Source organism: Agrobacterium sp. 33MFTa1.1 (assembly GCF_004328495.1).
Lineage (GTDB): Bacteria > Pseudomonadota > Alphaproteobacteria > Rhizobiales > Rhizobiaceae > Agrobacterium > Agrobacterium pusense.
This window is the reverse complement of the sequence record NZ_CP036359.1, coordinates 512,589-538,250: the sequence shown is the minus strand read 5'-3', so window position 1 is coordinate 538,250 and position 25,662 is coordinate 512,589. Positions and strand designations below refer to the sequence as shown.

Annotated in this window: 21 protein-coding genes; 6 read left to right on the top strand and 15 right to left on the bottom strand. The window is 60.0% G+C overall.

Annotation, left to right across the window (positions count from 1 at the left end; translation table 11 throughout):
- The first annotated feature begins 13 nt into the window (after nt 1-13).
- From EYD00_RS16270 to EYD00_RS16260, 3 genes are all read left to right on the top strand, one after another.
- The gene (locus EYD00_RS16270; RefSeq protein ID WP_006698481.1) at nt 14-1,936 is read left to right on the top strand and encodes a putative bifunctional diguanylate cyclase/phosphodiesterase; all 1,923 of its coding nucleotides are present in this window, start codon (nt 14-16) and stop codon (nt 1,934-1,936) included.
- A 155-nt stretch (nt 1,937-2,091) separates the two neighbouring features.
- Nucleotides 2,092-2,787, top strand: coding sequence for an FkbM family methyltransferase (locus EYD00_RS16265; RefSeq protein WP_034497091.1), 696 nt, complete (start codon nt 2,092-2,094; stop codon nt 2,785-2,787).
- Between the two features lie 311 nt (nt 2,788-3,098).
- The gene (locus EYD00_RS16260; protein WP_034497086.1) at nt 3,099-3,935 is read left to right on the top strand and encodes an alpha/beta fold hydrolase; all 837 of its coding nucleotides are present in this window, start codon (nt 3,099-3,101) and stop codon (nt 3,933-3,935) included.
- A gap of 55 nt (nt 3,936-3,990) precedes the next feature.
- Here the strand turns inward: EYD00_RS16260 and EYD00_RS16255 are convergent, their stop codons facing one another.
- The 7 genes from EYD00_RS16255 to EYD00_RS16220 form a co-directional block, all read right to left on the bottom strand.
- Entirely contained in the window at nt 3,991-5,373 is a 1,383-nt protein-coding gene (locus tag EYD00_RS16255) for an FGGY-family carbohydrate kinase (RefSeq protein WP_034497084.1), read from the bottom strand.
- Nucleotides 5,370-5,693, bottom strand: coding sequence for an L-rhamnose mutarotase (rhaM, locus tag EYD00_RS16250; RefSeq protein WP_004445557.1), 324 nt, complete (start codon nt 5,691-5,693; stop codon nt 5,370-5,372). The genes EYD00_RS16255 and rhaM overlap by 4 nt, the downstream gene beginning before the upstream one ends.
- 3 nt (nt 5,694-5,696) lie before the next feature.
- Entirely contained in the window at nt 5,697-6,707 is a 1,011-nt protein-coding gene (locus EYD00_RS16245) for an ABC transporter permease (RefSeq protein ID WP_034497081.1), read from the bottom strand.
- A complete protein-coding gene (locus EYD00_RS16240) occupies nt 6,704-7,705 on the bottom strand; it encodes an ABC transporter permease (RefSeq protein WP_034497079.1) in 1,002 nt (333 codons plus the stop codon). Before EYD00_RS16240 ends, EYD00_RS16245 begins: the two co-directional genes overlap by 4 nt.
- An 11-nt stretch (nt 7,706-7,716) precedes the next feature.
- Nucleotides 7,717-9,249, bottom strand: a complete 1,533-nt coding sequence (locus tag EYD00_RS16235; RefSeq protein WP_045531460.1) for a sugar ABC transporter ATP-binding protein — start codon at nt 9,247-9,249, stop codon at nt 7,717-7,719.
- Between the two features lie 211 nt (nt 9,250-9,460).
- Nucleotides 9,461-10,471, bottom strand: coding sequence for a rhamnose ABC transporter substrate-binding protein (gene rhaS, locus EYD00_RS16225; RefSeq protein WP_034497077.1), 1,011 nt, complete (start codon nt 10,469-10,471; stop codon nt 9,461-9,463).
- 50 nt (nt 10,472-10,521) lie between these two features.
- The gene (locus EYD00_RS16220; protein ID WP_004445548.1) at nt 10,522-11,352 is read right to left on the bottom strand and encodes a DeoR/GlpR family DNA-binding transcription regulator; all 831 of its coding nucleotides are present in this window, start codon (nt 11,350-11,352) and stop codon (nt 10,522-10,524) included.
- 197 nt (nt 11,353-11,549) lie between these two features.
- Here EYD00_RS16220 and EYD00_RS16215 point away from each other — a divergent pair, with 197 nt between their 5' ends.
- On the top strand, nt 11,550-13,646 hold the full coding sequence (locus EYD00_RS16215; protein ID WP_034497598.1) for a bifunctional rhamnulose-1-phosphate aldolase/short-chain dehydrogenase: 2,097 nt from the start codon (nt 11,550-11,552) through the stop codon (nt 13,644-13,646).
- A gap of 188 nt (nt 13,647-13,834) precedes the next feature.
- Nucleotides 13,835-15,127 (top strand): L-rhamnose catabolism isomerase, encoded by a 1,293-nt coding sequence (gene rhaI, locus EYD00_RS16210; protein ID WP_034497075.1) that lies wholly within the window; start codon nt 13,835-13,837, stop codon nt 15,125-15,127.
- Nucleotides 15,128-15,319: 192 nt separating this feature from the next.
- Here rhaI and panB read toward each other — a convergent pair whose 3' ends face one another.
- From panB to EYD00_RS16170, 8 genes are all read right to left on the bottom strand, one after another.
- Nucleotides 15,320-16,162, bottom strand: a complete 843-nt coding sequence (panB, locus tag EYD00_RS16205) for a 3-methyl-2-oxobutanoate hydroxymethyltransferase (RefSeq protein ID WP_034497072.1) — start codon at nt 16,160-16,162, stop codon at nt 15,320-15,322.
- Nucleotides 16,159-17,037 (bottom strand): pantoate--beta-alanine ligase, encoded by an 879-nt coding sequence (panC, locus tag EYD00_RS16200; RefSeq protein ID WP_034497070.1) that lies wholly within the window; start codon nt 17,035-17,037, stop codon nt 16,159-16,161. Before panC ends, panB begins: the two co-directional genes overlap by 4 nt.
- 138 nt (nt 17,038-17,175) lie before the next feature.
- Complete coding sequence (locus tag EYD00_RS16195) at nt 17,176-17,952, bottom strand: enoyl-CoA hydratase-related protein (protein WP_034497068.1); 777 nt, start codon at nt 17,950-17,952, stop codon at nt 17,176-17,178.
- Nucleotides 17,942-18,868 (bottom strand): hydroxymethylglutaryl-CoA lyase, encoded by a 927-nt coding sequence (locus tag EYD00_RS16190; protein ID WP_034497066.1) that lies wholly within the window; start codon nt 18,866-18,868, stop codon nt 17,942-17,944. The genes EYD00_RS16195 and EYD00_RS16190 overlap by 11 nt, the downstream gene beginning before the upstream one ends.
- A gap of 1 nt (nt 18,869) precedes the next feature.
- Entirely contained in the window at nt 18,870-20,861 is a 1,992-nt protein-coding gene (locus EYD00_RS16185; protein WP_034497063.1) for an acetyl-CoA carboxylase biotin carboxylase subunit, read from the bottom strand.
- Nucleotides 20,862-20,868: 7 nt separating this feature from the next.
- Complete coding sequence (locus tag EYD00_RS16180; protein ID WP_034497061.1) at nt 20,869-22,470, bottom strand: carboxyl transferase domain-containing protein; 1,602 nt, start codon at nt 22,468-22,470, stop codon at nt 20,869-20,871.
- A 9-nt stretch (nt 22,471-22,479) separates the two neighbouring features.
- Nucleotides 22,480-23,652 carry an isovaleryl-CoA dehydrogenase gene (locus tag EYD00_RS16175; RefSeq protein WP_034497059.1) on the bottom strand — a complete coding sequence of 391 codons (1,173 nt, stop codon included), beginning with the start codon at nt 23,650-23,652 and terminating at the stop codon, nt 22,480-22,482.
- 74 nt (nt 23,653-23,726) lie between these two features.
- The gene (locus EYD00_RS16170) at nt 23,727-24,200 is read right to left on the bottom strand and encodes an Lrp/AsnC family transcriptional regulator (RefSeq protein WP_004445535.1); all 474 of its coding nucleotides are present in this window, start codon (nt 24,198-24,200) and stop codon (nt 23,727-23,729) included.
- Between the two features lie 302 nt (nt 24,201-24,502).
- Here EYD00_RS16170 and EYD00_RS16165 point away from each other — a divergent pair, with 302 nt between their 5' ends.
- A complete protein-coding gene (locus EYD00_RS16165) occupies nt 24,503-25,630 on the top strand; it encodes an acyl-CoA dehydrogenase family protein (protein WP_034497057.1) in 1,128 nt (375 codons plus the stop codon).
- Nucleotides 25,631-25,662 lie beyond the last annotated feature (32 nt).

Below are 25,662 nucleotides of genomic sequence, written 5' to 3'. Positions count from 1 at the left end.
TTTGCGAAAACTTGTGGCGGTGATCATCTGTTGCTTCGTCCTGGCAACGGGCTATATCGCTTTCGTCATTGCCGAGCGGCAGACCGCTCTGCAGAAGTTCGCCCGCTATAATGACTCATGGGCCGTCAGCCAGACCGTAGCCGAATATCTGCGCCTCCAGAATAAACTCGCCGTGTTCGCGCTTAATCCCGGCAGGGTTGACCGGGATGAATTGCAGCTGCGTCTGGATATCATGCTCAGTCGCCTGGAGCTGTTGAAGCAGGGCAACCTCGGCGCTTTCATCAATGAAAAGCAGCAATGGCGGGATCTGGTAACCCGCCTTGACGCCGTTCTGGCGCGTCTCGAACAGCAGATAAACAGCTTGAATTCGAGCGATGTGCCGGATCTTCTTGCCGCCATGAGCGCGCTGGATGCGCCGATGACGACGCTTGCCTCGTCTTCCGTCGCGTATGATGTGAATCTGATCGATACCGCCCATGAGGATGTCCGCAAGCTCCACATCGTCTATACGGCGCTGGCTGGCGGTCTCATCCTCTGCGGCATCGCGCTTGTCATATTGCTGCTTCGCCAGAACGATCTCCTGAACCGCGCGCAGAAAAGCATGCGCGGGCTGACGGACGATCTGCGCGCCGCGACGCTGGAGTTGCAGGCAAAGAATGTCCGTCTGGAGCATGATGCCTATCACGATGCGCTGACGGGCCTGCCGAACCGGGCGCTGTTCCGGCAGGAACTGATCGAGCGGCTGCGCCGGTCCTTCGGTGGCACCGGTACGACAGCCATATTGTTGCTCGATCTCGACGGATTCAAGGATGTCAACGACACGCTCGGCCACGATGCAGGCGATGCGCTGCTTCAGGCCGTGGCGCAGCGCCTCTCGGCCATCGGCGGCGATTATGACATGGTTTGCCGCCTTGGAGGCGATGAGTTCGCGGTTGTCTCCGACGATCTGAATGAGGACGCCGCGCGCCGTCTTGCCACCAAGCTCATCGATCAGATCAGCCGCACCTATCAGCTGGGTGAGCAGGAGGTCAAAATCGGCACCTGCATCGGCATCGCCATATCGCACGGTGCAGTGGATGCGGATGAATTGTTCAAGCGGGCGGATCTGGCGCTTTACGAGGCGAAAGCCATCGGTCCGGGCCGTGCGAGCGTTTTCAAGGTTCGGATGCAGAAGCAGCTGACCGAGAAGAAATCCTTCGAAGCCGATCTGCAGACGGCACTGCAGAACGACGAGATGGAAGTTTATTACCAGCCGCAGGTGGCGACGCAGACGCGCAAGCTCTGCGGGTTCGAGGCGTTGCTTCGCTGGAAACATCCGGTGCGCGGCGATGTGCCCCCCAGTGTGTTCATTCCCGTCGCGGAAAGAACCGGTCTCATCCATTCGCTCGGAAAGTGGGTGATGGAAACCGCCTGCCGCGAGGCGATGGGCTGGGACGAGGACATGAAGGTGGCCGTCAATCTGTCGCCCGTTCAGTTCCACAGTACCAACCTTATTCAAAACGTCATGGGCGCGCTTGAAAAAAGCGGACTGGAACCAAGCCGGCTCGAACTTGAGATCACCGAATCGATCCTGCTCAACAAGAGCGACCAGACGATCAACACGCTGTCGCGGTTGAAGGCTGTCGGCATCAAGATCGCCATGGATGATTTCGGCACCGGCTATTCATCGCTCGCCAATCTGCGCGGCGTCCCCTTCGACAAGATCAAGATCGACCGGTCCTTTCTGCGCGATATCACCAGCGACCGGGATGCGCTGGCGATCGTGGAATTCGTGGTCGGCGTTGGCCGCAGTTTGCGAATGACGACGATTGCGGAAGGTATCGAGACGGAAGAGCAATATGAATGCGTTAGGCGTCTGGGATGCGATCAGGTTCAGGGATATCTGATCAGCAGGCCGCTGCCGGCCAAGGAACTCGTCGCCTGGAGCTCTGCCTGAGTCGCGCCTGTCCTGGCGGCCATTGGAATTTTTACCATGTGATACTGTCGCTCGCGAAAACCCATACCGGTTACCGCAACGATGCTGTAGAGCATTTTCGGTTGATACGGAACCGTTGCGGCGAGACGACCGGATTTTGCGAAAAGGCTTGAGACATGGAAATACTGGACGTGCATGGAGTTGCCCTGCCTCTTTCTTCCGATGAGGTGTCGCCCGTCATCTGGCAGGCGCTGACCGACGGCAGCTACGAGGCGAAGGAAGCCCGCAGCGTCCTGAAAGCCATCAAGCCCGGTGATCGGGTGCTGGAGCTGGGTTCCGGTATCGGGATCATCACGTCGATCATTGCAGGCATCAAGGATGTTTCCGTATGGGCTTTCGAGGCCAACCCCGCGACTGCGGCGCTGGCCGAGCGGGTGATCAAGGCCAATTGCCGGGGTAACGTCGTGTTTTCGCAGGGGCTTCTCACCGCCGACGAGCCCAGCTCCTATCCATTTTACGTTCGCAGGGATCTCTGGATGTCGTCCATGGACGAAAATCAGGGTCCCTATGAAAAACGCATCGAAATCTCCTCCGCCAACATCGATGAATTCATCACGAGCCGCGGCATCACAGCGCTCGTCATGGATATCGAGGGTGCGGAACGCGATCTGCTAGGCAGGGCCGACCTGAGCGGCGTTGAGCGGATATTCGTCGAGCTGCACGACCACCTCTACGGTCTCGCCGGCGTCCGCGACATCATGCAGGCACTCACCGCCAAGGGTTATGCCTATGATCCGCGCGGCTCTCGCGGTCCTTGCGTGCTGTTTTCCCGGGATGACAGCCCGAGGGAATACGATCCCGAGGTGGATTGAAAGCGGGGCATCTCAAGCCAAGGGTGACGTTGGAGAGTTTGTTTCAAGCTGCGGGCAGGCGCTAAGCGTTCTGCGCGCAATCATTTACCGACCGCTTGCGCCATCTGGCGCAACCTTTGGCGCTTCATGCCGTTTAGTGTCCGTGCCGCAATTCATCTGGCAGCGGGCAGCTCTATTATTATTGCGAAAAATGCAATTCATTCCGAATTATTATTGTAATTGTTGAAGTCATTTTCCTGCGTCATTATCCCTCCATCAAACCGGCGCACAACAGGATGCACCATTCCAACGCAACCGAAGGAGAAACGATCATGGGCTTTGTTAAGACGACAGACGGAACCGAAATCTTCTATAAGGACTGGGGCCCGAAGGATGCCCAGCCGATCGTTTTCCACCATGGCTGGCCGCTCTCGTCCGATGACTGGGATGCGCAGATGCTGTTCTTCGTCTCCAAGGGTTTTCGTGTTGTCGCCCATGACCGCCGTGGTCATGGCCGTTCCGCCCAGGTTGCCGATGGTCATGACATGGACCACTACGCCGCCGACGCCTTTGCGGTCGTCGAAGCGCTCGATCTGAAGAATGCCGTGCATATCGGCCATTCCACCGGTGGCGGCGAAGTTGCGCGTTATGTCGCCAAGCATGGCGAACCCGCCGGCCGTGTCGCCAAGGCGGTTCTCGTTTCCGCCGTACCGCCGCTGATGCTGAAGACCGAAGCCAATCCGGAAGGTCTCCCGATGGAGGTTTTTGACGGCTTCCGCTCAGCGCTTGCCGCAAACCGTGCGCAGTTCTTCCGCGACGTGCCGGCCGGCCCGTTCTATGGCTTCAACCGCGATGGCGCGACCGTGCATGAAGGCGTGATCCAGAACTGGTGGCGTCAGGGCATGATGGGTGGTGCAAAGGCCCATTACGACGGCATCAAGGCCTTCTCGGAAACCGACCAGACCGATGACCTGAAGAATATCAGCGTTCCGACGCTTGTTCTGCACGGTGAAGACGACCAGATCGTTCCGATCGCCGACTCCGCTCACAAGTCGGTGAAGCTGCTGAAAAACGGCACGCTGAAGACCTATCCCGGTTTCTCGCATGGCATGCTCACCGTCAATGCCGATGTGCTGAACGCCGATCTCCTGGCCTTCATCAAGGGCTGATACTTTTGCGACATCAGAATGCGGCCGATCATTCGGCCGCATTTTGCGTTTCGCATCAGGCGAGGTGGTTACGCCAGACATTGCGGTAAGAGGTAAGACCGGGAATGTCGTGCGGCGTGAAATGGCGCTCTCGACCGGCAAGCGGTTTGATACCGGTGAGCAGGGCCGCGCCCGCGCTGGTGCCGGTTGATCCTTCGACCGCCGTTACGTCCGTCTCCGCAAAGCCGGCCAGGGCCTTCAGATAGAGGGCGTTGCTGGCGAAAGGGCCTTCGACAAGGATGGGACCTTTCCGCCCGATGAGCGAAAGGCTGAATTCCGTCATCAACGCCAGGTAAAGCGATGTCGCCGCGTGTCGCTCTGCAGCGGTGGCGTTTTTATCGCCGAGCCACTGCGCCGTCTTGTCCGGAAACGGGCCGGAGCCGCTGACAACACTCGGCAGCAGCATCATGCCCCTGGCAACGACGCCGCCGAGAGCTGCGTCTATTGCTTCGTCTTTTGCTTCTCCGAATTGCTGTGCCAGCATTTCATATTCCCTGCCGCCCATGAAACGGGAGGAGGGAACGGGACGGCCGAAAGCATCGACATTCAGGAGTGTGTCGCGGATGGGATCGAGCGCACCCGCCGCACCGCCAATGGCGAAATTCACCACCCAGGTGCCGGTGGAGACGACCGAAAAATCACCGTCGCGGCGCAGAAGATGCGGCAGGAGCGAGGCGTTGGAATCGTGGATTCCACAATAGACCGGCATATGCGGCGAAAGGCCGGTTTCGATTGCCAGTGATTGGTGGATTGTACCCAGGACATCGAAAGCGGAGCGGACCGGCGCCATTAACGTCTCGATACCGAGACGCTCGACGAGCGAGGAGAAGCTCTTCCGGGGCGGGTTCCAGAGATCGGTATGACAGCCGAGCGAGGTCGTTTCCGTGGCCCGAATGCCGGTCAGACGTCCCGCCCAATATTGTGGATAGGTAACGATGCTGCGCACCCTGGCGAAATCGTTCGGAAAGGCCGTCTTCTGGAAATGGATTTGCGCGCCAAGGTTCAGCCCGGCGGGAAGCTGTGGTGAACCGCTCTCGGCAAAATCGGGCCGGATGTTGTGATAGGCTTCCTCAATGGCTGCGGGATAGCTGTGTTCATAATCGAGCACAGGCATGGCGAGGTCGCCGTTCCCATCGAGAAGTGCTGCCGAAGCGCCATGGGTCGTGATGGAAATCGCATCGAAGCCGGGCTTCTGGCCGAAACGCTGAAGCGTGGAGAGAATGAAGCGCCAGAGCATCTCCACATCGTAATGCGGATAAATTCCATCGCGGAGGACAGGGTTCGCCTGTTTTTTGCTGGCAATCTCCTCGCCGCTGCCGGTGTCGATGACGACGACCTTGGCGTTGGTCTTGCCGATATCGATGACCGCGACGCGGTCCGGTCTGGTGCTCTTGCTCATGGCAGATGGAACACCGTCACCAGGTCTTTTGCGACCGGCGAATTATCGGGATTGCTCTCCATGATATCGGCCATGTGGGCCCACCACTTTTTCATCACGGGATGCTCTGGCAGAGCCGCCATGCGATGGGTCTTCGGGCGCGTCAGCACGCCGAAAAGGATGTTGGTTTCCGGGTCGAGATGAATGGAATAGTCACTCACCCCTGCCTCGTGCAGCAGTGTCACCAGTTCCGGCCATATCTCGTCATGGCGCTTTTTATATTCGGCCTCTTTTCCCGGAAAGAGTTTCATCTTGAAGGCGTATTTTTCGAGTTCCGTCATGGCTCAGCTTCTCATGGACCGAAGGCGGCGGACAACGATGGGGATGGCGATGGTGATGATCAGCAGCAGGCCGACGAAGATCGACATGACGATGCCGGGCACATTCAAAAGACCAAGCCCGAAGGTAACGAGGCCCATGACGAAGGCTGCGATGACGACGCCTGCGATGGTGCCGGAGCCGCCGAGGATCGACACGCCGCCCAGCACAACCATCGTCACGACCTCCAGCTCCCAGCCCTGAGCAATCGACGGCCGCGTCGAACCGAGCCGCGAGGTGAGGCAGACGGCGGCAATGCCGCTCATCATGCCCGTGAGCAGGAAGAGGATGAACTTCACCCGCTCGACGGGGATGCCGGAGAAACGGGCGGCGAACGGGTTGTTGCCGATCACATAGACCTGCCGGCCAAAATTGGTGGCATGCAGCAGAATGGCGAAGAGAATGGCCATGGCGATAAACAGGACGAATTCGAACGAAATCACCCAGAAGACGTAACCCTGACCGAAATAGGCGAAATCGGCGGGGTATTTGCCATAGGCCTGATCACCCAGCACCATATAGGAAATGCCGCGAAACAGGCTCATGGTGCCGATGGTAACGACGATGGACGGCAGTTTCAGCCCGGCGATCAGGAACCCGTTGAAGGCGCCGCACAAAAGTCCGGTGCCGATGCCGATCGCAACAAGGCCCGGTGTGCCGACGCCCATCTGCGCCGCAGCGCCCATGGCGGTGGACGCGAGCGCGATGATGGCGGCGACCGAGAGATCGATCTCACCGGCGATGATCAGCAGCGCCATGGCAAAGGCGATGATGGCCTTTTCCGTGAAATTGAAGGTCGCATCAGACAGGTTCCAGGCATTGAGGAAATAGGGCGAGGCCAGCGAATTGGCGATGAAGATCAGGATCGCGACGCCGAGCAGCAGCACTTCCCAGCTGCCCATGATGCGCCGTAGAGGTGTTCCCAGCTTGTCTGGAATGATGCGCGGGCTTTGTGTTGAATGGGACGGCGTGCTCATGCTGCGGCCTCCTTGGGCTGATCACCTGCGGCGCGGTCCCGCAGGATGATGCGGCCTTTCCTGGCTTCGGCGCGGGCGTTGAAGACGACGGCGAGCACGATGACGACGCCTGATATCGCCATCTGCGCGAAGGGCGAGATGCCAATGACGGGGAGCGCGTTCTTGATGACGCCGAGGAACAGCGCGCCGAGCACGGCACCCGCCACCGAACCGATGCCGCCCGCAATCGAGATGCCGCCGATCACATTTGCCGCCACGCTGTCCAGTTCGAAGCCGGCGGCGATGTCGACATAGGCAACCGCGTAACGCGACACCCAGAGATAGCTGGCGAGACCGGCGAGCGCGCCCGAGAGCACGAAGGCGAAGAAGCGCGTGCGGCCGACATCGATGCCCGCATAAACGGCTGCACTCGGATTACCGCCCGAGGCATAAGCGGAGCGGCCGAAGGAAGTCCGGCCGAGCACCAGCCAGGCGCCGGCGATGATGAGGATCGCCACCCAGGAAAGGACCGGCATGCCGAGAATCATGGTGCGCGGCACGTTGAGGAAAGTGGGGGATAGCTGGTGCGCATTCACCCAGCCGCCGCCCGAAAGCACGAAGGCCATGCCGCGATAGATGGTGAGTGTACCAAGCGTGACGACGATGGGCGGAATGCCGAGCCACCAGACCAGAACGCCGTTGAGCGAGCCGAGAAACGCGCCGATGCCGACAGCCATGACGATAAGAAGCGGCAGCGGAATGCCCGGAAAGGCAGCGTTGGTCATCGCCACCGCCATGCCGGTAAAGGCAAGATTGGCTGCGACCGAGAGGTCGATGGATTTTGTAAGGATGACCGCCATCTGGCCCAGCGCCAGAATGATGAGAATGGAGGTATCGTTGAAGATGTTGACGAGATTGCCGGGCCGGCCGAAGCCGGTGGCGCGCATCGCAAAACCGGCGATCATGACGATGATGATACCCGCCAGCAGCCATTCGCGGTTTTTGAGTAGACGTTGCATGTTAGCCCCTCTCAGGCATTGCCGGTGGCGGAGCGCACCAGCTTTTCCGGGGAAAAATCGGCGCGTTCGAACTGGCCCGCCATCAGGCCTTCGCGCATGACGATGGCGCGGTCGGACATGCCGAGGATTTCGGGAAGTTCGGACGAGATCATGATGATCGACAAGCCTTCGGCCGCGAGCTCGCTGATGAAGCCGTGCACCGCTGCCTTGGAGCCGATATCGATGCCCTTTGTTGGCTCATCGAGAATGATGACCTTTGGCTGGGTGGCGAGCCATTTGCCGATCACCACCTTCTGCTGGTTGCCGCCTGAAAGTGTACCGACCGGCACCGAAAGGGCGGCGGCGCGCAGATCGAGCCGCGAGGCATATTTGCGCGCAAGCGCGAATTCGTTGGCGGCGGCCAGGAAGCCCTTGCGCGAGGTGCGTGTGAGTGAAGGCAGCGACATGTTCTGGTAGATCGGCATGTCGAGCGCCAGACCGTGGCGGCCGCGTTCCTCCGGCACGTAGACGATACCGGCGCGGATGGCATCTTCCGGCGAGCGGATTGTGATGGGTTGGCCGTTCAACATCACTTCACCCGATGCCGGGCGGGTGATGCCGAACAGCGACTGGCAAAGCTCCGAACGCCCGGCGCCGATCAGCCCGTAAAGGCCAAGAATTTCGCCCTTGCGTAGCTCGAGAGAGATATCGCGAAACTCGGTCTGATGAGAGTAATCGCGGACTGAAAGAACCGTGGGGCCCAGCGTAACAGCCTGCTTTGGAAAGGCGTTCGTTACATCACGGCCAACCATCAGCCGAACGATTTCATCCTGCGGGGTGGTGGTGAGCGTGCCGGCGCCCACCATCCTGCCGTCCCGGAAGACGGCATAGTTTTCTGCAATCTCATAGACCTCGTCGAATTTGTGGCTGATGAAGAGAATAGCCTTGCCCTGCCGCTTCAGGTTTTCGACGATTCGGAAGAGATCATCGATTTCCTTGCGCGAAAGGGCGGCGGTCGGTTCGTCCATGATGACGATGCGCGCCTCGACCGACAGGGCGCGGGCAATGGCGACGAGGTGGCGCTGTGCGATCGACAGGTCTTTCAGCCGGATCGTCGGATCGATGGTGCTTTCCAGCTGTTCCAGCAGAATTCTGGCACGCGCATTGATGGTCTTCCAGTCGATCAGGCCAAAACGGCCTTTTGGCGCATGGCCGAGGAAGATGTTTTCGCCGACCGAAAGCTCATCGAACAGCACGGTTTCCTGATGAATGGCAGTGACGCCTGCATCGATGGCATCCTGTGCGCTGTGGAAGTGGACAGTCTTGCCATCCAGCAGGATTTCGCCTTCGTTCGGGCGATAGATGCCGGTGAGGATCTTGACGAGCGTGGATTTGCCCGCGCCGTTCTCGCCGATCAGCGCGGTAACCTTGCCGGGGTATAGCGCGATATCGACGCTATCAAGCGCTTTCACGCCAGGGAATATCTGGCTGATGCCGCGCATTTCCAGAATGGGCGTGGGGCTGGGGGCTTCTGCAGCGTTTAGGATTTGGGTTTCAGCGCGCATCGTCAGGTCTTACCGGTCGGTTTTGAGTGAAGTGATTGGGGCCACCCCCCTCTGCCCTGCCGGGCATCTCCCCCTCAAGGGGGGAGATCGGCAAGCGGATAGCACCCCGCGTTATGAATCGAGCGGGTGCGGCATATCGATCTCCCCCCTCGAGGGGGAGATGCCCGGCAGGGCAGAGGGACCCTCCGCCCGCGGTCAGCAACTTCTCAGATCAAAAAATCTTCGAAAACTGATCGATATTCTTCGCGTCATAAACGAACGGATCAGCCATCGCCGCTTCGCTGTTTTCGCCAACCTTGATCTTGCCCATACGGCCGGCTTCAATTTCCGAACCCGGCTTGCCGTCGGTTTCGCCCTTCACGAGGCGATAGGCGATCTGGGTGGCGGAATAGCCGAGGTCTATGGGGTTCCAGATGGCGAATTCCTTGGTCGCGCCCGACTTGATGGCGCCGGCCATTTCGGAAGGCAGGCCAAGACCGGTGACATAGACCTGACCTATCTTGCCGGAATCCTTCACAGCCTGCGAAGCGGCGAGAACGCCAACCGTGGTTGGCGCGACGATGACCTTCACATTCGGCTGCGAGGAGAGAAGGCCCTGAGCTTCGCGGTAGCTCTTGTCGGCGAGGTCGTCGCCATAGACCGTCGTGACGAGGTTGAGGCCAGGGAAGTCCTTCAGCTGCTTCTTCATCTCATCGATCCAGATGTTCTGGTTCGTTGAGGTGGTGGTAGCCGAAAGAATGGCGAAATCGCCCTTGCCGCCTTCCAGATGCGATGCTGCGAGCTGCAGGCACATTTTGCCGATCAGCGCGTTGGACGAGGGGTTGAGCTGAAGAATGCGTCCTTCGGGCGCAACGCCGGAATCCCAGGAAATCACCTTGATGCCGCGCTGCGCCGCCTTCTTCAGCGCTGGAACCACGGCGTCGGGATCGTTGGCGGAAATGGCAATGGCGTCGACGCCCTGCGCGATCAGCGAATTGATGACTTCGATCTGGCCTTCCGCCGTTGTGCTGGTCGGGCCGGTATAGATGATCTCGACTCCGCCGAGGTCCTTTGCGGCCTCCTGTGCGCCCTTGTTGGCGGCTTCGAAAAAGCCGTTGCCAAGCGATTTCACCACCAGCGCGATCTTCACGTCGGCGGCCTGTGCAACGCCGCCGAGGCCGGCGACGGAGAGTGCCGCGCCGAGCGCGAGTACGCTCGTCAATGTTCTGCGTGTAAGTTTCATGTCCCTTTTCCTCCCGTTTTTGAACCTTGCAACTTCCCTGCCGGCGCTCCTCAAGCGACCGACGAAGAATTCTCCTCATCCGGCGGACCGGCCGTTTTCGCGTCCGCCACGGCGCCGGCGATCAGCAGCTCTACCCCGGCATCTTCCACCATCCTTGCCGCCTCGTCAGAAATCCCGTCATCGGTGATGATGGTCGAGACGTTCTCGAGCGGGCAGAGAATGAGGCTGGACCGTTTCCTGAATTTCGAGGAATCGACCATCACGATCAGCTCTTCCGCCTGCCGCATCAGCTTCTGTTCGCTCTGGATGACCAGCGCGTCGGATTCCATGATGCCGAGCGCACCCACGCCCTGCGCCCCGAGAAAAATCCGCCGTGCATAGAAGTTGCGGATTGCGTCATTCTCGAAGGGTGACAGGATCAGGCTCTGGTCACGATAGATCGCGCCACCCGGCACGCTGACATTGCATTTGGAATGCTTCACCAGATGCTCGGCGATGGCGAAAGAATTGGTCATCACCTGCAGGCGGCGCGCCGCCATGTAATGCACCATCTGGAATGTCGTGGTGCCGCCATTCAGGATGATCGCATCGCCATCATTGCAGAGATCGACCGCCTTGCGCGCAATTGCGCGTTTCTTATCGATATTGACTGATTCGGACACGCGGAAAGGCCGCGCGGCCAGATTGCCGAGCTGCGGCGGATGCACCGCTTCCGCACCGCCGCGCACGCGCCGCAACTTGCCCTGCACGTGCAGGGACGCAATATCCCGCCGAATGGTCGCTTCCGACGCATCCGTCAATTCCGCAATATCCTGCACCGTCACCACAGGTTTTTCCTGTATGGCGCTCAAGATGATGCGATGGCGTTCGCGTTCGTGCATTTGGTCCTCCTGATCGTGATTATTCGCAATCTCTTTACGTTGTCAATCAACAACGATCAAATTAATCAATATCGCGCTGCAACATGAAAATTTATGATCGTTTTTGATTGACATTGGGCTTTTGGATGCGCGATACCTGCCGTCAAAGGAGGCGGACCGGTGTCGGTTCGCGAATGAAGACCATGTGGGAGGAAGACATGACGGGAACATCCCGCCTTCTCGAAAGCCGTTGGGACGACGCTTATGCCAGGACGCTTGATGAGCCGGGAAAGCTTCTTTACCGCTCCAACCTGCTCGGTGCCGACAAGCGCATCACCAATTACGGCGGCGGGAACACATCAGCAAAGGTGCTTGAAACCGATCCCCTGACGGGCGAGAAGGTCCGCGTCATGTGGGTGAAGGGCTCCGGCGGAGATGTCGGCACCATCAAGCTCGATGGTTTTGCAACGCTTTATCTCGACAAGCTGGAAGCGCTGAAGGGCATTTATAAGGGCGTTGAAGACGAGGACCGCATGGTCGGCTTCCTGCCGCATTGCACCTTCAACCTCAATCCGCGCGCGGCCTCCATAGATACGCCGCTGCACGGTTTCGTGCCTTATGATCATGTCGACCATATGCATCCCGATGCGATTATCGCTATCGCCGCCTCGAAAAACTCGAAGGAATTGACGCAGCAGATTTTCGGCGACGACATCGGTTGGCTGCCCTGGCGTCGCCCCGGTTTCCAGCTGGGCCTCGATCTGGAAGCTTTCGTCAAGGCCAATCCGAAAGCCAAGGGCGTCGTGCTGGAAAGCCACGGCCTCTTCACCTGGGATAACGACGCCAAGGCATGTTACGAACTGACGCTCGCCATCATCAACAAGGCGATCGAATGGTTTGCGGGAAAGACCGAAGGCAAGGTGATCTTCGGCGGGGCGGTGGCCAAAAGCCTGCCGGTTGCCGAACGTCGGGCCATCGCCGCCCGGTTGATGCCGGAAATCCGTGGCCGCATCGGCCGTGAAGAACGCAAGCTCGGCCATTTTGATGATCAGGATGCCGTTCTGGAATTCGTCAATTCGAAGGACTTGAAACCGCTCGGTGCGCTGGGCACATCCTGCCCTGACCATTTCCTGCGCACGAAAATTCGTCCGCTGATCCTTGATCTCGATACCGCAAATCCAGATGTGGATGCGCTGACGGCCAGCCTAGACAAGGCGCTGGAGGACTATCGCGCGGATTACACGCGCTATTATGAAGCTTGCCGCCATGACAATTCGCCAAAAATGCGTGATCCGAACCCGGTGATATTCCTCATCCCCGGCGTCGGCATGTTGTCTTTCGCTAAAGACAAGGCCACGGCCCGCATCGCTGGCGAATTTTATGTCAACGCCATTAATGTCATGCGTGGCGCGTCCACCGTGTCGGAATATCAGGGTCTTCCCGAGCAGGAAGCCTTCGATATCGAATATTGGCTGCTGGAAGAAGCGAAGCTGCAGCGCATGCCGAAGCCGAAGAGCCTTGCGGGCCGCGTGGCCTTCGTTACGGGCGGCGCCGGCGGCATCGGCCGGGCGACGGCGGAGCGGCTGGCGGGCGAGGGTGCCTGTGTGGTGCTGGCCGATATCGACGAAGCGGCACTGGAGGCTGCGAAGGGCGATTTCGTCAAGCGGTACAGCGCGGATGCGGTGCGTACCGTCAAGCTTGACGTGACGCAGGAGAATGCAGTGATTTCCGCCTTCGCGGAAGCGAGTGTGGAATTCGGAGGCGTGGATATCCTCGTTTCCAATGCCGGCATCGCTTCTTCCGCTCCCGTGGAAGATACGACGCTTGCCATGTGGAACAAGAATATCGACATTCTCGCGACAGGCTATTTCCTCGTTTCGCGAGAAGCATTCCGGCTGCTGCGGCGCCAGAATCTCGGCGGCAACGTCGTTTTTGTCGCTTCCAAGAACGGCCTCGCCTCTTCGCCCAATGCCTCGGCCTATTGCACCGCGAAGGCGGCAGAAATTCATCTCGCCCGTTGCCTTGCGCTTGAGGGGGCGGAGGCCGGCATTCGCGTCAACACCGTCAATCCCGATGCCGTGCTGCGCGGTTCGAAGATCTGGAGCGGCGAATGGCGCGAGCAGCGCGCGGCCTCTTCCAAGATCGAAGTGACCGATCTGGAGGAACATTACCGCAAGCGCTCCATGCTAAAACTCAACGTCTTTCCGGAAGATATCGCCGAGGCGATCTACTTCCTGGCGTCCGACGCCTCCGCAAAGTCCACCGGCAACATCATCAATGTCGATGCGGGTAATGCGCAGAGTTTTACGCGGTAGACGTCCGGCAGGTCCCACTCCGTCATTCCGGCCTTGAACCGGAATCCAGCAGTCGCGTATCTGCGCGGCGGGAGAGTCTTCTCAGCCCAAAGACTTGGGCTGGCTGGATTCCGGCTCAAGGCCGGAATGACGGAGTGGTGGTGTCGCGGGTCGAAGCACCTGTTGTGTTCATCGTTCGGGAGGAAAAAATGACCGAGACGACAATCGCCGCCGATGTGATCGCGGCTGAAAACGAAAAGCGCGCTGCTGCTTTGAAGGACGATTATCAGGCGCTTGGCAACCAGCTCGCGCGCCGCAATATCGATATCGAGGCCGTCACAACCAGTGTCTCCGAATTTTTCGTTGCCGTGCCCTCCTGGGGCGTCGGCACCGGCGGAACCCGTTTTGCCCGTTTTCCCGGCGCGGGCGAACCGCGCGGCATTTTCGACAAGCTCGATGACTGCGCCGTCATCAACCAGCTGACGCGGGCGACGCCCAATGTTTCACTGCATATTCCGTGGGACAAGGAAGACCCGAAACGCCTGAAAGCCCATGCGGATGCGCTGGGTCTCGGCTTCGACGCCATGAACTCCAACACGTTTTCGGATGCTCCGGGCCAGAGCCATTCCTACAAATATGGCTCGCTCAGCCACACCGACGCCGCCACACGCCGGCAGGCGGTGGAACACAATCTCGAATGTATCGAAATCGGTAGGGCCATCGGCTCCAAGGCCCTGACGGTCTGGGTGGGTGATGGCTCCAACTTCCCCGGACAGAGCAATTTTACCAGAAGTTTCGAGCGTTATCTCGCCGCAATGGCCGACATCTACAAGGCGCTGCCCGATGACTGGCGCATCTTTTCCGAACACAAGATGTATGAGCCGGCCTTTTATTCCACCGTCGTCCAGGATTGGGGCACCAATTATCTTATCGCCAATGCGCTCGGCGACAAGGCCTTCTGCCTCGTTGATCTTGGTCACCATGCGCCCAACACCAATATCGAAATGATCGTCGCCCGGCTGATACAGTTCGGCAAGCTCGGTGGTTTCCACTTCAACGACAGCAAATATGGCGATGACGATCTGGATGCCGGCTCAATCGACCCTTACCGCCTGTTCCTGGTTTTCAACGAACTTGTCGACGCCGAACATCGCGGGGTAAAGGGTTTCCATCCCGCCCACATGATAGATCAGTCGCATAATGTGACGGACCCGATCGAAAGCCTGATCTCCAGCGCCAACGAAATCCGTCGCGCCTATGCGCAGGCGCTGCTGGTGGATCGTGTGGCTCTTGACGGCTACCAGCAGGACAATGATGCATTGATGGCTTCAGATGTGCTGAAGCGGGCCTACCGCACCGATGTCGAACCAATTCTCGCTCAGGCGCGGCAACTGGCAGGCGGCGCGATTGATCCGATTGCGGCCTATCGGGCAAGCGGCTATCGCGAGCAGGTTGCGGCGAAGCGCCCGGTTTCGGTTGGCGGCAGCGGCGGGATTGTGTAAATTCGGTGTCGTTGGAACAGGGGGGAGCCGAGGCTGACTACACACCTTGCCTCTATCTCGACGTCATCCCCGGCATTGTGCCGAGGATCTGCCTGCTTTGCATGAAATCGATCGGTAATAGATGCTCGGGAGAGGCCCGAGCATGACGAAGGTGAAGGTGTTGGTCACGAAGCGCGCCCGCCCGCTGCGCCTTCACGACGTCCCAGAAGGCGATTGTCGGCGCACCTGAAACGTATGTTCGGGCCCCGGAAACGCCCCTGCGCGAACCTCATCGGCATAGGCCGCCGCCGCGTCGGAGATCGTCGGGCCCAGATCGGCGAAACGCTTGACGAATTTCGGTTTGAAGTCGGTGAAGAGGCCGAGCATGTCGTCGGAAACCAGCACCTGCCCGTCACAGGCTGGCGATGCGCCGATGCCAACGGTGGGCGCGGCAAGTTTTTCCGTCAGCTCGCGGGCCAGCGGCTCGACTGTGCCTTCTACGACGATGGCGAAGGCGCCCGCCTGATCCACCGCAATCGCGTCACGCCAGATCTTTTGCGTTTCCGCATCAGAATGCCCCAGCGAGCGGAAGCCGCCGGCCGTGTGAACAAGCTGCGGCATCAGACCGACATGGCCGAAGACGGGAATGCCGCGGGCTACCAGGAAGGCGATGGTTTCGGCCATTTCCTCGCCTCCCTCCAGCTTCACGCCGTCGCAGCCGGTTTCCTGCATCAGCCGCGCCGCGTTGCGGAAGGCCTGTTCCTTGGATTCCTGATAGGTTCCGAAGGGCAGATCAACAATGACGCAGGCATGTTCGACGCCGCGCATGACGGCCCGGCCATGGGCGATCATCATGTCCAGCGTCACGCCGACTGTGGTATCCATGCCGTAGAGCACCATGCCGAGGGAATCGCCGACCAGCAGCAGGTCGCAATGCGGGTCAAGCAGGCGGGCGATCGGTGTGGTGTAGGCGGTCAGGCAAACGATGCGCGCCTCGCCCTTCATCTGCCGGATGGAGGCCGTCGTCAGCCGTTTTTGTTTTCCATGGGCGCTCATTGGGCAGCCTCCCTTTTCTCTGTTCTCTCGCGGCCGATGACGCGGTTGTCGAGAAGCCTTGTGCTGCCGAGGCGCACGAACAGCGCCACCAATATTGGCCCTGCCTGCACGGAAGCAACGGGTGCCAGCGTATCGGGATCGCGTACCGCAACGACGTCGGGACATGCCAAAGGCTCGGCGGCGATAAATGTTTCGAGAGCCGCTTCGAACGCGGCGGGGTCATCCAATCCCAGGTCATAAAGCCGTTCCGCCTCGTTCAGCGCCCGCGGAACGATCACGGCGGCGGCACGTTCCTGGGCGCTCAGATAGACGTTGCGTGAGGAGCAGGCGAGCCCATCCGGCTCTCGCACGGTTGTGACGGGAACGACCCTGACCGGCTGGGCGAGGTCCTCGACCATGCGGCGGATCAACGTTACCTGCTGATAGTCCTTCTCACCGAAATAGGCCGAATCTGGCTGAACAAGATTAAAAAGCTTCGTCACCACGGTTGCGACACCGGCGAAATGCCCCGGCCGAACCGCGCCTTCCAGCTGGCTGCCGAGTTCCGGCACGTCAACGACGGTTGCCATTGGACGCGGATACATCTCCGAGACTTCGGGCGCGAAAAGAATGTCGACGCCAGCTTCCTCCAGAAGCGCGCTGTCGCGGGCGAGGTCGCGCGGATAGCGGGCCAGATCCTCATTGGCGCCGAATTGCAGCGGATTGACAAAGATGGAAACCACCGTCACGTCGTTTTCCGCCTTCGCCCTGGAAACCAGCGTGAGATGACCGATATGGAGGAAACCCATCGTCGGTACGAAGCCGACGGTTTTGCCGGCGCGGAGAAAGACGGCGATCGCATCGCGCAATTCGGCGACAGTTTTTACAAGGCGCATAAGGTCTCCTCCGGCTTCCCGATCACCCTCCGGCGAAAGGTGCTGGATAGAACGCGATTTGTGAAACGGGGTCAACGCGGTCAAACCCATTATATCGATTAACGGAGTTGGCGATCGACACACCCTGCCTGTCTGGCCTCAGGGCTTGCCGGTCCAGCGCGGGGGACGTTTTTCCGCAAAGGCCAGACGTCCCTCCCGCGCCTCATCACTGCCGCTGACGACGGTGATGATGCGTTCGGCGAAGACGAGCCGTTCCGCCGACGGCATATCGCGCATGGCGAGCAGCGCCGCCTTTCCGGCCGCGATGGCACCCGGTGCATTGTGCCGCAGCGTTGCAAGAACCTCTTCGATCAGGCCGTCGAGGCTGGCGAGGGGAACGGCGCGGTTTATGAGCCCGAGACGTGTCGCCTCACTGGCGCTGACCGTGTGGCCGAGATAAGCCATTTCCTGAAGCCCGCCCAATGGGATTTTTGCCAGAAGTTTCGCTGCGACCATGGCGGGGAAAACACCGACCTTCACCTCCGGCAGGCCGAATTCGGCATGATCGGCTGCATAGACGAGATCGCAGGCGGCAACGAGGCCAAGCCCGCCCGCCAGAACCCGGCCATTGATGCGGGCGATGACGGGCCTGTCGCAGCCTTCTATGGCGCGCATGACGTCGGCTATAGGGTTCGTGCCGTCCCGGGACAGGAACATGCCGCCCGCACTTTCCTTCAGATCTGCACCCGAACAGAAACTGCGTTCTCCCGCTGCCGTTATCACAACGGCGCGCAGGCCATGGTCGCCGGAGGCTGCGCGGATCGCATGGGTGAGCGCATCGGTCATGGCGGCATTCAGGGCATTATGCACCTCCGGTCGGTTGAGAGTCAGCCACAGAACATCCTTGCGTTTCTCGCTCAACACCTCATTTGCCATGGGCGTCACCCTTCTGTTTCGCGGCGAGAAGCGCCTTGCCGGCACGCGCTGCATTGGACCTGCCCAGATGCCTGCTTATCCAGTCACCGGTTATCGCCACGGCCATCAGGTCGACGCCGGTTTCTATGCCAAGTCCCGCCAGCAGATAAATGACGTCTTCGGTGGCGACGTTGCCGCTCGCGCCCGGCGCGAAGGGGCAACCGCCCAGCCCGGCGACGGAACTGTCGAACGTCGTTATGCCCTGTTGAAGCGAAGCCAGCACGTTGGCGACGCCCTGTCCGTAGGTATCGTGGAAATGCATGGCAAGTTTTTCAAGCGCGACATGTGCCGAGACCCGCTCGATGATGTTGCGGATCTGGCCCGCCGTGCCGATGCCGATCGTATCACCCAGCGAGATTTCATGGCAGCCGAGTGCAATAAGGGCATCGGCCATCGCCGTCACTTCATCGGGCGCAACTGCTCCGTCATAGGGGCAGCCGGCAATGCAGGAAAGGTAACCGCGCATGCGGATATTTCGCACGGCAGCGGCATCCGCGACATCGCGCAGACGGTCTAGGCTTTCGGCGCGCGAACAGCCGATGTTGTGCCGGCTGAAACCTTCGGAGGCGGACACGAAAACCGCGATTTCCGTGACGCCGGCTTCAATGGCAGCTTCGAAACCTCTCATGTTGGGAACAAGCGCCGGATAGGCCGTTCCCGCTCGTCTTTCGAGGCCTCTAAACACCTCTTTCGACCCCGCCATCTGCGGCACTTTTTTGGGTGAAACGAAAGCGCCCGCTTCCACCGTTCTCAGTCCTGCTGCAGCCAGCCGCTCGATCAGCTCGATTTTTGTCGCGGTCGGAACCTCGGTGGTCTCATTCTGCAAGCCGTCACGTGCGCCGACCTCAACGATCCTGACGGTTCGGGGCAAGCTCATCTCATGCTCCTTCCGGCTCGAAATTCACCAGCACCGCGCCGGCCGCGACCATGTCGCCCTCATTGCAATTGATGGCCGTGACGATGCCCTTCGCCGGCGCACGGATCGTATGCTCCATCTTCATCGCTTCCATCACCACAAGCGCGTCGCCGGCCTCCACGACAGCACCGTTTCGGCTGAGCACCGCGCGGATCACGCCCGGCATGGGAGCTTCCAGGCCAGCGGCGTGAACAGAAGAATCCGCGATTTCGACGGGATCTGGCTGGCTGATGCGGTAAGGCTCGCCATGCAGGAGAAGCGCATAGGTGCCGGTCTCGGCGAAGAAATAGCCCTGACTTTTCCGGCCGTCCAAGGTTGCAAGGAGCTGGCCGTCACCGGAAAGGCTGCCGTAGGCCCGGATCGTCCGCCCCTCGATTGCGAGCGTGAATTCATCACCCTCATACGTGACGCCGACGCTTAACGGCTGGTTCTCAAACATGAAATTCAGCGTTTCCCGCGCCGGTGCGTTGAGACGGAATGCGGCCTTCGTGTTCCACGGGCTATGGGGATCCGCCTCTGATTGCGACATTCCATTTGTCCGGCGGGAGAGCAGCAGGCCAAGCGCGGCGAGGGCGATGACACCTCCATCATTCGAGGCTGGACCAAAGAGCGAAGCTTCGTTGCGGGTGATGAAACCCGTATCGAGGTCGGCTGAGGCGAAAGCTTCCAATCGGGCAAGCCGTGTCAGAAAGGCGGCGTTGCTGGTGACGCCGCAGATCGCCAGATTTTCCAGCGCCAGCGTCAGACGCCGCACGGCTGAGGCTCGGTCCCGATCCCAGACGATAAGCTTGGCGATCATCGGATCGTAATGCACGGTGATGGCGTCGCCGGCGCGGATGCCGCTGTCGATCCTGACGTAAGAGCCTTGATCGGGGAAAACGAGATGGCTGATGGTGCCGACCGACGGCAGGAAATCATGCGCCGGGTCTTCGGCATAGATACGGGCCTCGATGGCATGACCATTTATGCTGAGATCGGCCCAGTCCTGCGGTAAGGTTTCACCATCCGCAACACGGATCTGCCATTCGACCAGATCGAGACCGGTAATATACTCGGTCACGGGATGTTCGACCTGAAGCCTCGTATTCATTTCCATGAAATAGAATGCGCCGGAAGGATCGAGCAGGAATTCCACGGTTCCCGCACCGCGATAGTCGATCGCGCGGGCGGCGGCTGTTGCCGCTTCATACATACGTTGCCTGAGCGCATCCGGCAGGCCGGGGGCAGGGGCTTCTTCCAAAACCTTCTGATGCCTGCGCTGGATGGAGCAGTCACGTTCGAAAAGGGAAAAACAATTGCCGTGGCTATCGGCAAAGATCTGCACCTCCACATGGCGCGGCCGTTCGAGATATTTTTCGATCAGAATGCGGTCATCACCGAAGGCGGCCGACGCCTCGCGTTTTGCCCCGGTAAGTTCCGCTGCAAATTCACGTTTTTGCCTGACGATGCGCATGCCCTTGCCGCCGCCGCCGGCCGAAGCCTTGAGCAGGACGGGATAGCCTATGGCTTCCGCCTCATTCCCCAGCCGTTCCTCCGCCTGGTCCTTACCGTGATAACCGGGAACCACGGGCACGCCAGCCTTGGCCATCAGTGCCTTTGCTTCGCTTTTGCCGCCCATGGCGCGGATCGCCGCGGCCGGTGGGCCGATGAACACCAGCCCGGCGGCGGCACAGGCTTCGGCGAAACCGGCATTTTCCGAAAGGAAACCGTAACCCGGATGAATGGCTTCTGCGCCGCTTGTCTTCGCTGCGGCGATGATCTTTTCGCCATCGAGATAGGAGGCACGCGCGGGTGCAGCGCCGATGGCGATCGCTTCGTCGGCAAGCGCCACATGCATGGCGTCACGATCGGCATCGGAATAAACGGCGACGGTACGAATGCCCATTTTGCGGGCGGTATGAATGATGCGGCAGGCGATCTCGCCCCTGTTGGCGATGAGTATTTTCGAAAACATCGTCGCCTCACATCCTGAATATGCCGAAACGGGTGGGTTCAATGGGTGCGTTGAGCGCGGCGGACAGACCGAGGCCGAGGACGAGGCGGGTATCCTTTGGGTCGATGATACCGTCGTCCCAAAGCCGCGCGCTGGCATAATAGGGATGGCCCTCCCGCTCGTATTTTTCGCGGATCGGCTGCTTGAACGCTTCTTCGCCTTCCTTCGACCAGTGCCGGCCATCAGCTTCGATACCGTCGCGGCGAATCTGTGCCAGAACGGAGGCCGCCTGCTCGCCGCCCATCACCGAAATGCGGGCATTCGGCCACATCCAGAGGAAGCGGGGCGAATAGGCCCGGCCGCACATGCCATAATTACCGGCCCCAAAGGATCCGCCGATGATGACGGTGAATTTCGGCACCTTGGCGGAGGCGACGGCGGTGACGAGCTTGGCGCCATCCTTGGCAATGCCGCCAGCCTCATAGGCCTTGCCGACCATGAAGCCGGTGATGTTCTGCAGGAAAACCAGGGGAATGCCGCGCTGGCAGCAGAGCTCGATGAAATGCGCGCCCTTGAGCGCCGATTCCGAAAACAGGATGCCGTTATTGGCGATGATGCCAACGGGATAGCCATGGATATGGGCGAAACCACAGACCAGCGTCGTGCCATAAAGCGCCTTGAACTCATCAAATTCAGAACCATCCACCAGACGGGCGATGATCTCACGTACCTCGAAGGGTTTGCGCGTATCGGCGGGAACGATGCCGTAAAGCTCTTCGGGCGGGTAAAGCGGTTCTGCCGGTTCACGGATATCCAGCTCCACCTGCTTGCGGCGGTTGAGGGTTGAGACAATCCGCCGGGTCAGCGCGAGCGCGTGGCGGTCGTCATGGGCAAAATGATCGGTGACGCCGGATTGCCGGGAGTGCACATCCGCACCGCCTAGCTCTTCCGCACTCACCACCTCACCTGTTGCCGCCTTCACCAGCGGCGGGCCGCCAAGGAAGATCGTGCCCTGGTTTTTGACGATCACGGATTGGTCGCTCATCGCAGGCACATAGGCCCCGCCCGCCGTGCAGCTGCCCATCACCACGGCGATCTGGGCGATGCCTTTCGCCGACATATTGGCCTGATTGTAGAAGATGCGGCCGAAATGATCGCGGTCGGGAAACACTTCGTCCTGATTGGGCAGGTTCGCGCCGCCGGAATCCACGAGGTAAATACAGGGCAGGCGGTTCTCGGCGGCAATCTCCTGCGCGCGCAGATGTTTCTTCACCGTCAGCGGATAATAGGTGCCGCCCTTCACCGTCGCATCATTGGCGACGATTACACATTCTCGGCCCGAGACCCTGCCGATGCCGGTGACAATGCCGGCGGCCGGAACGGGTTCGTCATAAACCTCGTAAGCTGCAAATTGCGAGAATTCGAGGAATGGACTGCCGGGATCGAGAAGTGTCTCGATGCGGTCACGTACCAGCAATTTGCCACGGGAAAGATGCCGTTCGCGGGCCTTGTCGCCGCCGCCTCTGGAGATTTTTTCGACCTGTCGGCGCAGGTCAGCCACCAGATCCGACATAAACTCGACATTGGCAGCGAAGGCGGGATCGCGGTTCATACTGGACGTAAGCTTCATCGCGTGTCCTCACCCGTTGCCCTTGACCAACTCGCGGCCGATCAGCATCCGGCGGATTTCGCTGGTGCCAGCGCCGATCTCATAAAGCTTGGCGTCGCGCAGCAGCCGTCCGGCCGGGCTTTCATTGACATAACCGGAACCGCCGAGAAGCTGGATCGCATCCAGCGCCACCTGCGTCGCCCGCTCGGCGGCGAAGAGGATAGCCCCTGCCGCATCCTGCCTCGTGATGCGGCCATTGTCGCAGGCCCGGGCCACGGAATAGACATAAGCGCGCGATGCGTTCATCGCCGAATATATATCCGCGAGCTTACCCTGCACGAGCTGGAATTCACCGATCGGTTTGCCGAATTGCTTGCGCTCGCGGGCATAAGGCAGCACCAGATCGATGGCCGCCTGCATGATGCCGACGGGGCCGGCGGCGAGCACGGCGCGCTCGTAATCCAGCCCGCTCATCAGCACTGCCACGCCGTCATTCAACCGCCCGAGGATGTTTTCCTCCGGCACCTCGCAATCCTCGAACACGAGTTCCGAGGTGGGGGAACCGCGCATGCCGAGCTTGTCGAGTTTCTGGGCCGGACGAAACCCTTTGAAGCCTTTTTCAATGAGGAAGGCGGTGATGCCGCGCGGGCCGGCGGACATATCCGTCTTGGCGTAAACCACCAGCGTATCGGCCTCGTGGCCGTTGGTGATCCACATTTTCGCACCGTTCAGCACATAGCGGTCGCCCCTGCGTTCCGCCTTCAGCCGCATCGAGACGACATCCGAACCGGCTTCCGTCTCGCTCATGGCAAGCGAACCGACATGCTCGCCAGAGACGAGTTTCGGCAGATATCTGTGCTTCTGCTCTTGCGTGCCCCAGCGATGGATCTGGTTGATACAGAGGTTGGAATGAGCGCCGTAGGAAAGGCCAATGGAGGCGGAAGCCCGGCTTATTTCCTCCATCGCCACGCAATGGGCGAGATAGCCCATGTCGGCACCGCCGAATTCTTCCGAAACAGTAATGCCGTGCAGGCCAAGCTCGCCCATTTCAGGCCAGAGCTGACGCGGGAAGCGGTCGTCCCTGTCGATCTCCGCCGCCAGCGGGACGATTTTATCATCTGCGAATGCACTTGCGCTGTCGCGCAATGCTGCGATTTCCGGGCCGAGATCGGCATCGAAAATGGCGGCGAGGTTCAAACTCATCGCGTCTCCTCCTCCGGACGGCAGGCCGTCCCTTTGTCAGCAGCCGGCACCTCCTCCGCGCCGGCAGCCCTTATTTACGGCGTGTCACCCCCGGTGAAGGCGGCGGAACGGCGCACGAATGTCTTGATGGCAAAGTTGGACTGGATGCGCGACACGCCGGGAACGGTGGTCAGGAAATCCAGCAGCTGCTGGTAATGCGGCAGATCCCGCACCATGGCGTGGATCAGATAATCGGAACTGCCGCTCGTCTGGTAACCACCCACCACCTCGGGAATGGAGGCCACATGATGTTCGAATGTCGTCAGCGCTTCCTTGATCTGCCGCTCCAGCGTGACGGAGATGAAGACACCCATATTGCCGAGCAGCCGGTTCTCGTCAAACACGGCGGTATAGCCGCGAATGATGCCTTCCTCTTCGAGCTTGCGCACGCGGCGCAACGTTGGCGTGAAGGAAAGGCCTATCCGAGCCGCAAGATCCCGCCAGCTGACCCGCCCGTCATCGCCGAGAACATGCAGAATCTTCTGGTCGAAACTGTCGAGCTCAATCATGGATCATTTGCTCTATGATATGACTATTTGTTGGATCAAAGATATCGCCAATCAAAAAACTGTCAATCAAAATAGCTTTGAAATGAATTCGAGATAGTGATAGCGTTCACGTCAGTCGCGGTCTGGAGGAGATTTGCGGCGGGCCGGTTCCTCACGTCAGGGCTGGCCAAGGGAGGTGAATTTGGCTGTGCATGACCTTGTCGTGATCGATGGGGCCGCCCGTGCTTTCAAGGGTAGCCCTCGCGACCAATTCCAGCTGGCGACGCGCCTGATACGCTTCTGCTTTTTGGCGGGAGGCGGCGATGATGCTCACTGAATCCCAGCAGCAGATCAGAGATATGGCCCGCGACTTCGCGCGGGAAAGGCTTGCCCCTGGCGCCGCGTCGCGTGACCGGGAAAGCCGTTTTCCCAAGGAAGAATTGAAAGCGATGGGCGAGCTCGGCTTCCTCGGCATGCTGGTGTCCGAAGAGTATGGCGGGGCGGAAACCGGTGCTGTCGCTTATGCGCTGGCGCTGGAAGAAATCGCTGCGGGGGACGGTGCCTGTTCCACCATCATGAGCGTCCATAATTCGGTCGGCTGCGTGCCGATCCTAAAATTCGGGACCGAGGACCAGAAGCAGCGTTTTCTGCCGAAGCTTGCCTCCGGCGAATGGATCGGTGGCTTTGCGCTGACCGAACCACAGGCCGGCTCCGATGCCTCAAATCTCAAGACCAGGGCGCGTCGCGATGGCGATAACTATATTCTTGATGGCGCGAAGCAGTTCATCACCTCGGGTAAGAATGGCGATGTCGTCATTGTTTTTGCCGTTACGGATGCAGCGGCAGGCAAGAAGGGTATCAGCGCCTTCATCGTGCCCACCGATACGCCGGGCTATGAGGTTATCCGGGTGGAGGAAAAGCTTGGCCTTCACTCGTCCGATACCTGCCAGATCGCTTTCAACGGCATGGCCATTCCCGCCGATTTACGGCTCGGTGCGGAAGGTCAGGGTTACCGTATTGCGCTCGCCAATCTGGAAGGCGGCCGCATCGGCATCGCGGCGCAGGCGGTGGGCATGGCGCAGGCGGCGTTTGAGGCGGCGCGGGATTATGCCCGTGAGCGCAAGGCCTTCGGGCAGGCGATCATCGAACATCAGGCGGTGGCGTTTCGTCTCGCGGATATGGCGACACGCATTCAGGCGGCGCGGCAGCTGGTGCTGCACGCGGCGGCGCTGAAGGAAGCGGGTGAACCCTGTCTTTCGGAGGCCTCGATGGCCAAGCTCTTCGCGTCGGAAATGGCCGAACGCGTTTGTTCGGACGCCATCCAGATCCACGGCGGTTATGGCTACATGGCGGATTATCCGGTGGAGCGGATCTATCGCGATGTGCGCATCTGCCAGATTTACGAGGGGACAAGCGATGTCCAGCGGATGGTGATCGCAAGAAACCTTTGAGAGTTGTTTCACGGTCTGGAGGAGACCGCGAC

Bases quoted from the DNA above. Each gene is read 5' to 3' on its own strand.
- EYD00_RS16190 (WP_034497066.1), bottom strand. From the start codon at position 18,868: ATGAGCTTGCCCCGAACCGTCAGGATCGTTGAGGTCGGCGCACGTGAC.
- EYD00_RS16195 (WP_034497068.1), bottom strand. From the start codon at position 17,952: ATGGCAAATGAGGTGTTGAGCGAGAAACGCAAGGATGTTCTGTGGCTG.
- EYD00_RS16215 (WP_034497598.1), top strand. From the start codon at position 11,550: ATGACGGGAACATCCCGCCTTCTCGAAAGCCGTTGGGACGACGCTTAT.
- EYD00_RS16235 (WP_045531460.1), bottom strand. From the start codon at position 9,249: ATGCGCGCTGAAACCCAAATCCTAAACGCTGCAGAAGCCCCCAGCCCC.
- EYD00_RS16170 (WP_004445535.1), bottom strand. From the start codon at position 24,200: ATGATTGAGCTCGACAGTTTCGACCAGAAGATTCTGCATGTTCTCGGC.
- EYD00_RS16245 (WP_034497081.1), bottom strand. From the start codon at position 6,707: ATGAGCACGCCGTCCCATTCAACACAAAGCCCGCGCATCATTCCAGAC.
- EYD00_RS16180 (WP_034497061.1), bottom strand. From the start codon at position 22,470: ATGAAGCTTACGTCCAGTATGAACCGCGATCCCGCCTTCGCTGCCAAT.
- rhaM (WP_004445557.1), bottom strand. From the start codon at position 5,693: ATGACGGAACTCGAAAAATACGCCTTCAAGATGAAACTCTTTCCGGGA.
- panB (WP_034497072.1), bottom strand. From the start codon at position 16,162: ATGAGCGCCCATGGAAAACAAAAACGGCTGACGACGGCCTCCATCCGG.
- EYD00_RS16240 (WP_034497079.1), bottom strand. From the start codon at position 7,705: ATGCAACGTCTACTCAAAAACCGCGAATGGCTGCTGGCGGGTATCATC.
- rhaS (WP_034497077.1), bottom strand. From the start codon at position 10,471: ATGAAACTTACACGCAGAACATTGACGAGCGTACTCGCGCTCGGCGCG.
- EYD00_RS16220 (WP_004445548.1), bottom strand. From the start codon at position 11,352: ATGCACGAACGCGAACGCCATCGCATCATCTTGAGCGCCATACAGGAA.
- EYD00_RS16265 (WP_034497091.1), top strand. From the start codon at position 2,092: ATGGAAATACTGGACGTGCATGGAGTTGCCCTGCCTCTTTCTTCCGAT.
- EYD00_RS16185 (WP_034497063.1), bottom strand. From the start codon at position 20,861: ATGTTTTCGAAAATACTCATCGCCAACAGGGGCGAGATCGCCTGCCGC.
- EYD00_RS16260 (WP_034497086.1), top strand. From the start codon at position 3,099: ATGGGCTTTGTTAAGACGACAGACGGAACCGAAATCTTCTATAAGGAC.
- EYD00_RS16175 (WP_034497059.1), bottom strand. From the start codon at position 23,652: ATGAGTTTGAACCTCGCCGCCATTTTCGATGCCGATCTCGGCCCGGAA.
- panC (WP_034497070.1), bottom strand. From the start codon at position 17,037: ATGCGCCTTGTAAAAACTGTCGCCGAATTGCGCGATGCGATCGCCGTC.
- EYD00_RS16255 (WP_034497084.1), bottom strand. From the start codon at position 5,373: ATGAGCAAGAGCACCAGACCGGACCGCGTCGCGGTCATCGATATCGGC.
- rhaI (WP_034497075.1), top strand. From the start codon at position 13,835: ATGACCGAGACGACAATCGCCGCCGATGTGATCGCGGCTGAAAACGAA.
- EYD00_RS16165 (WP_034497057.1), top strand. From the start codon at position 24,503: ATGATGCTCACTGAATCCCAGCAGCAGATCAGAGATATGGCCCGCGAC.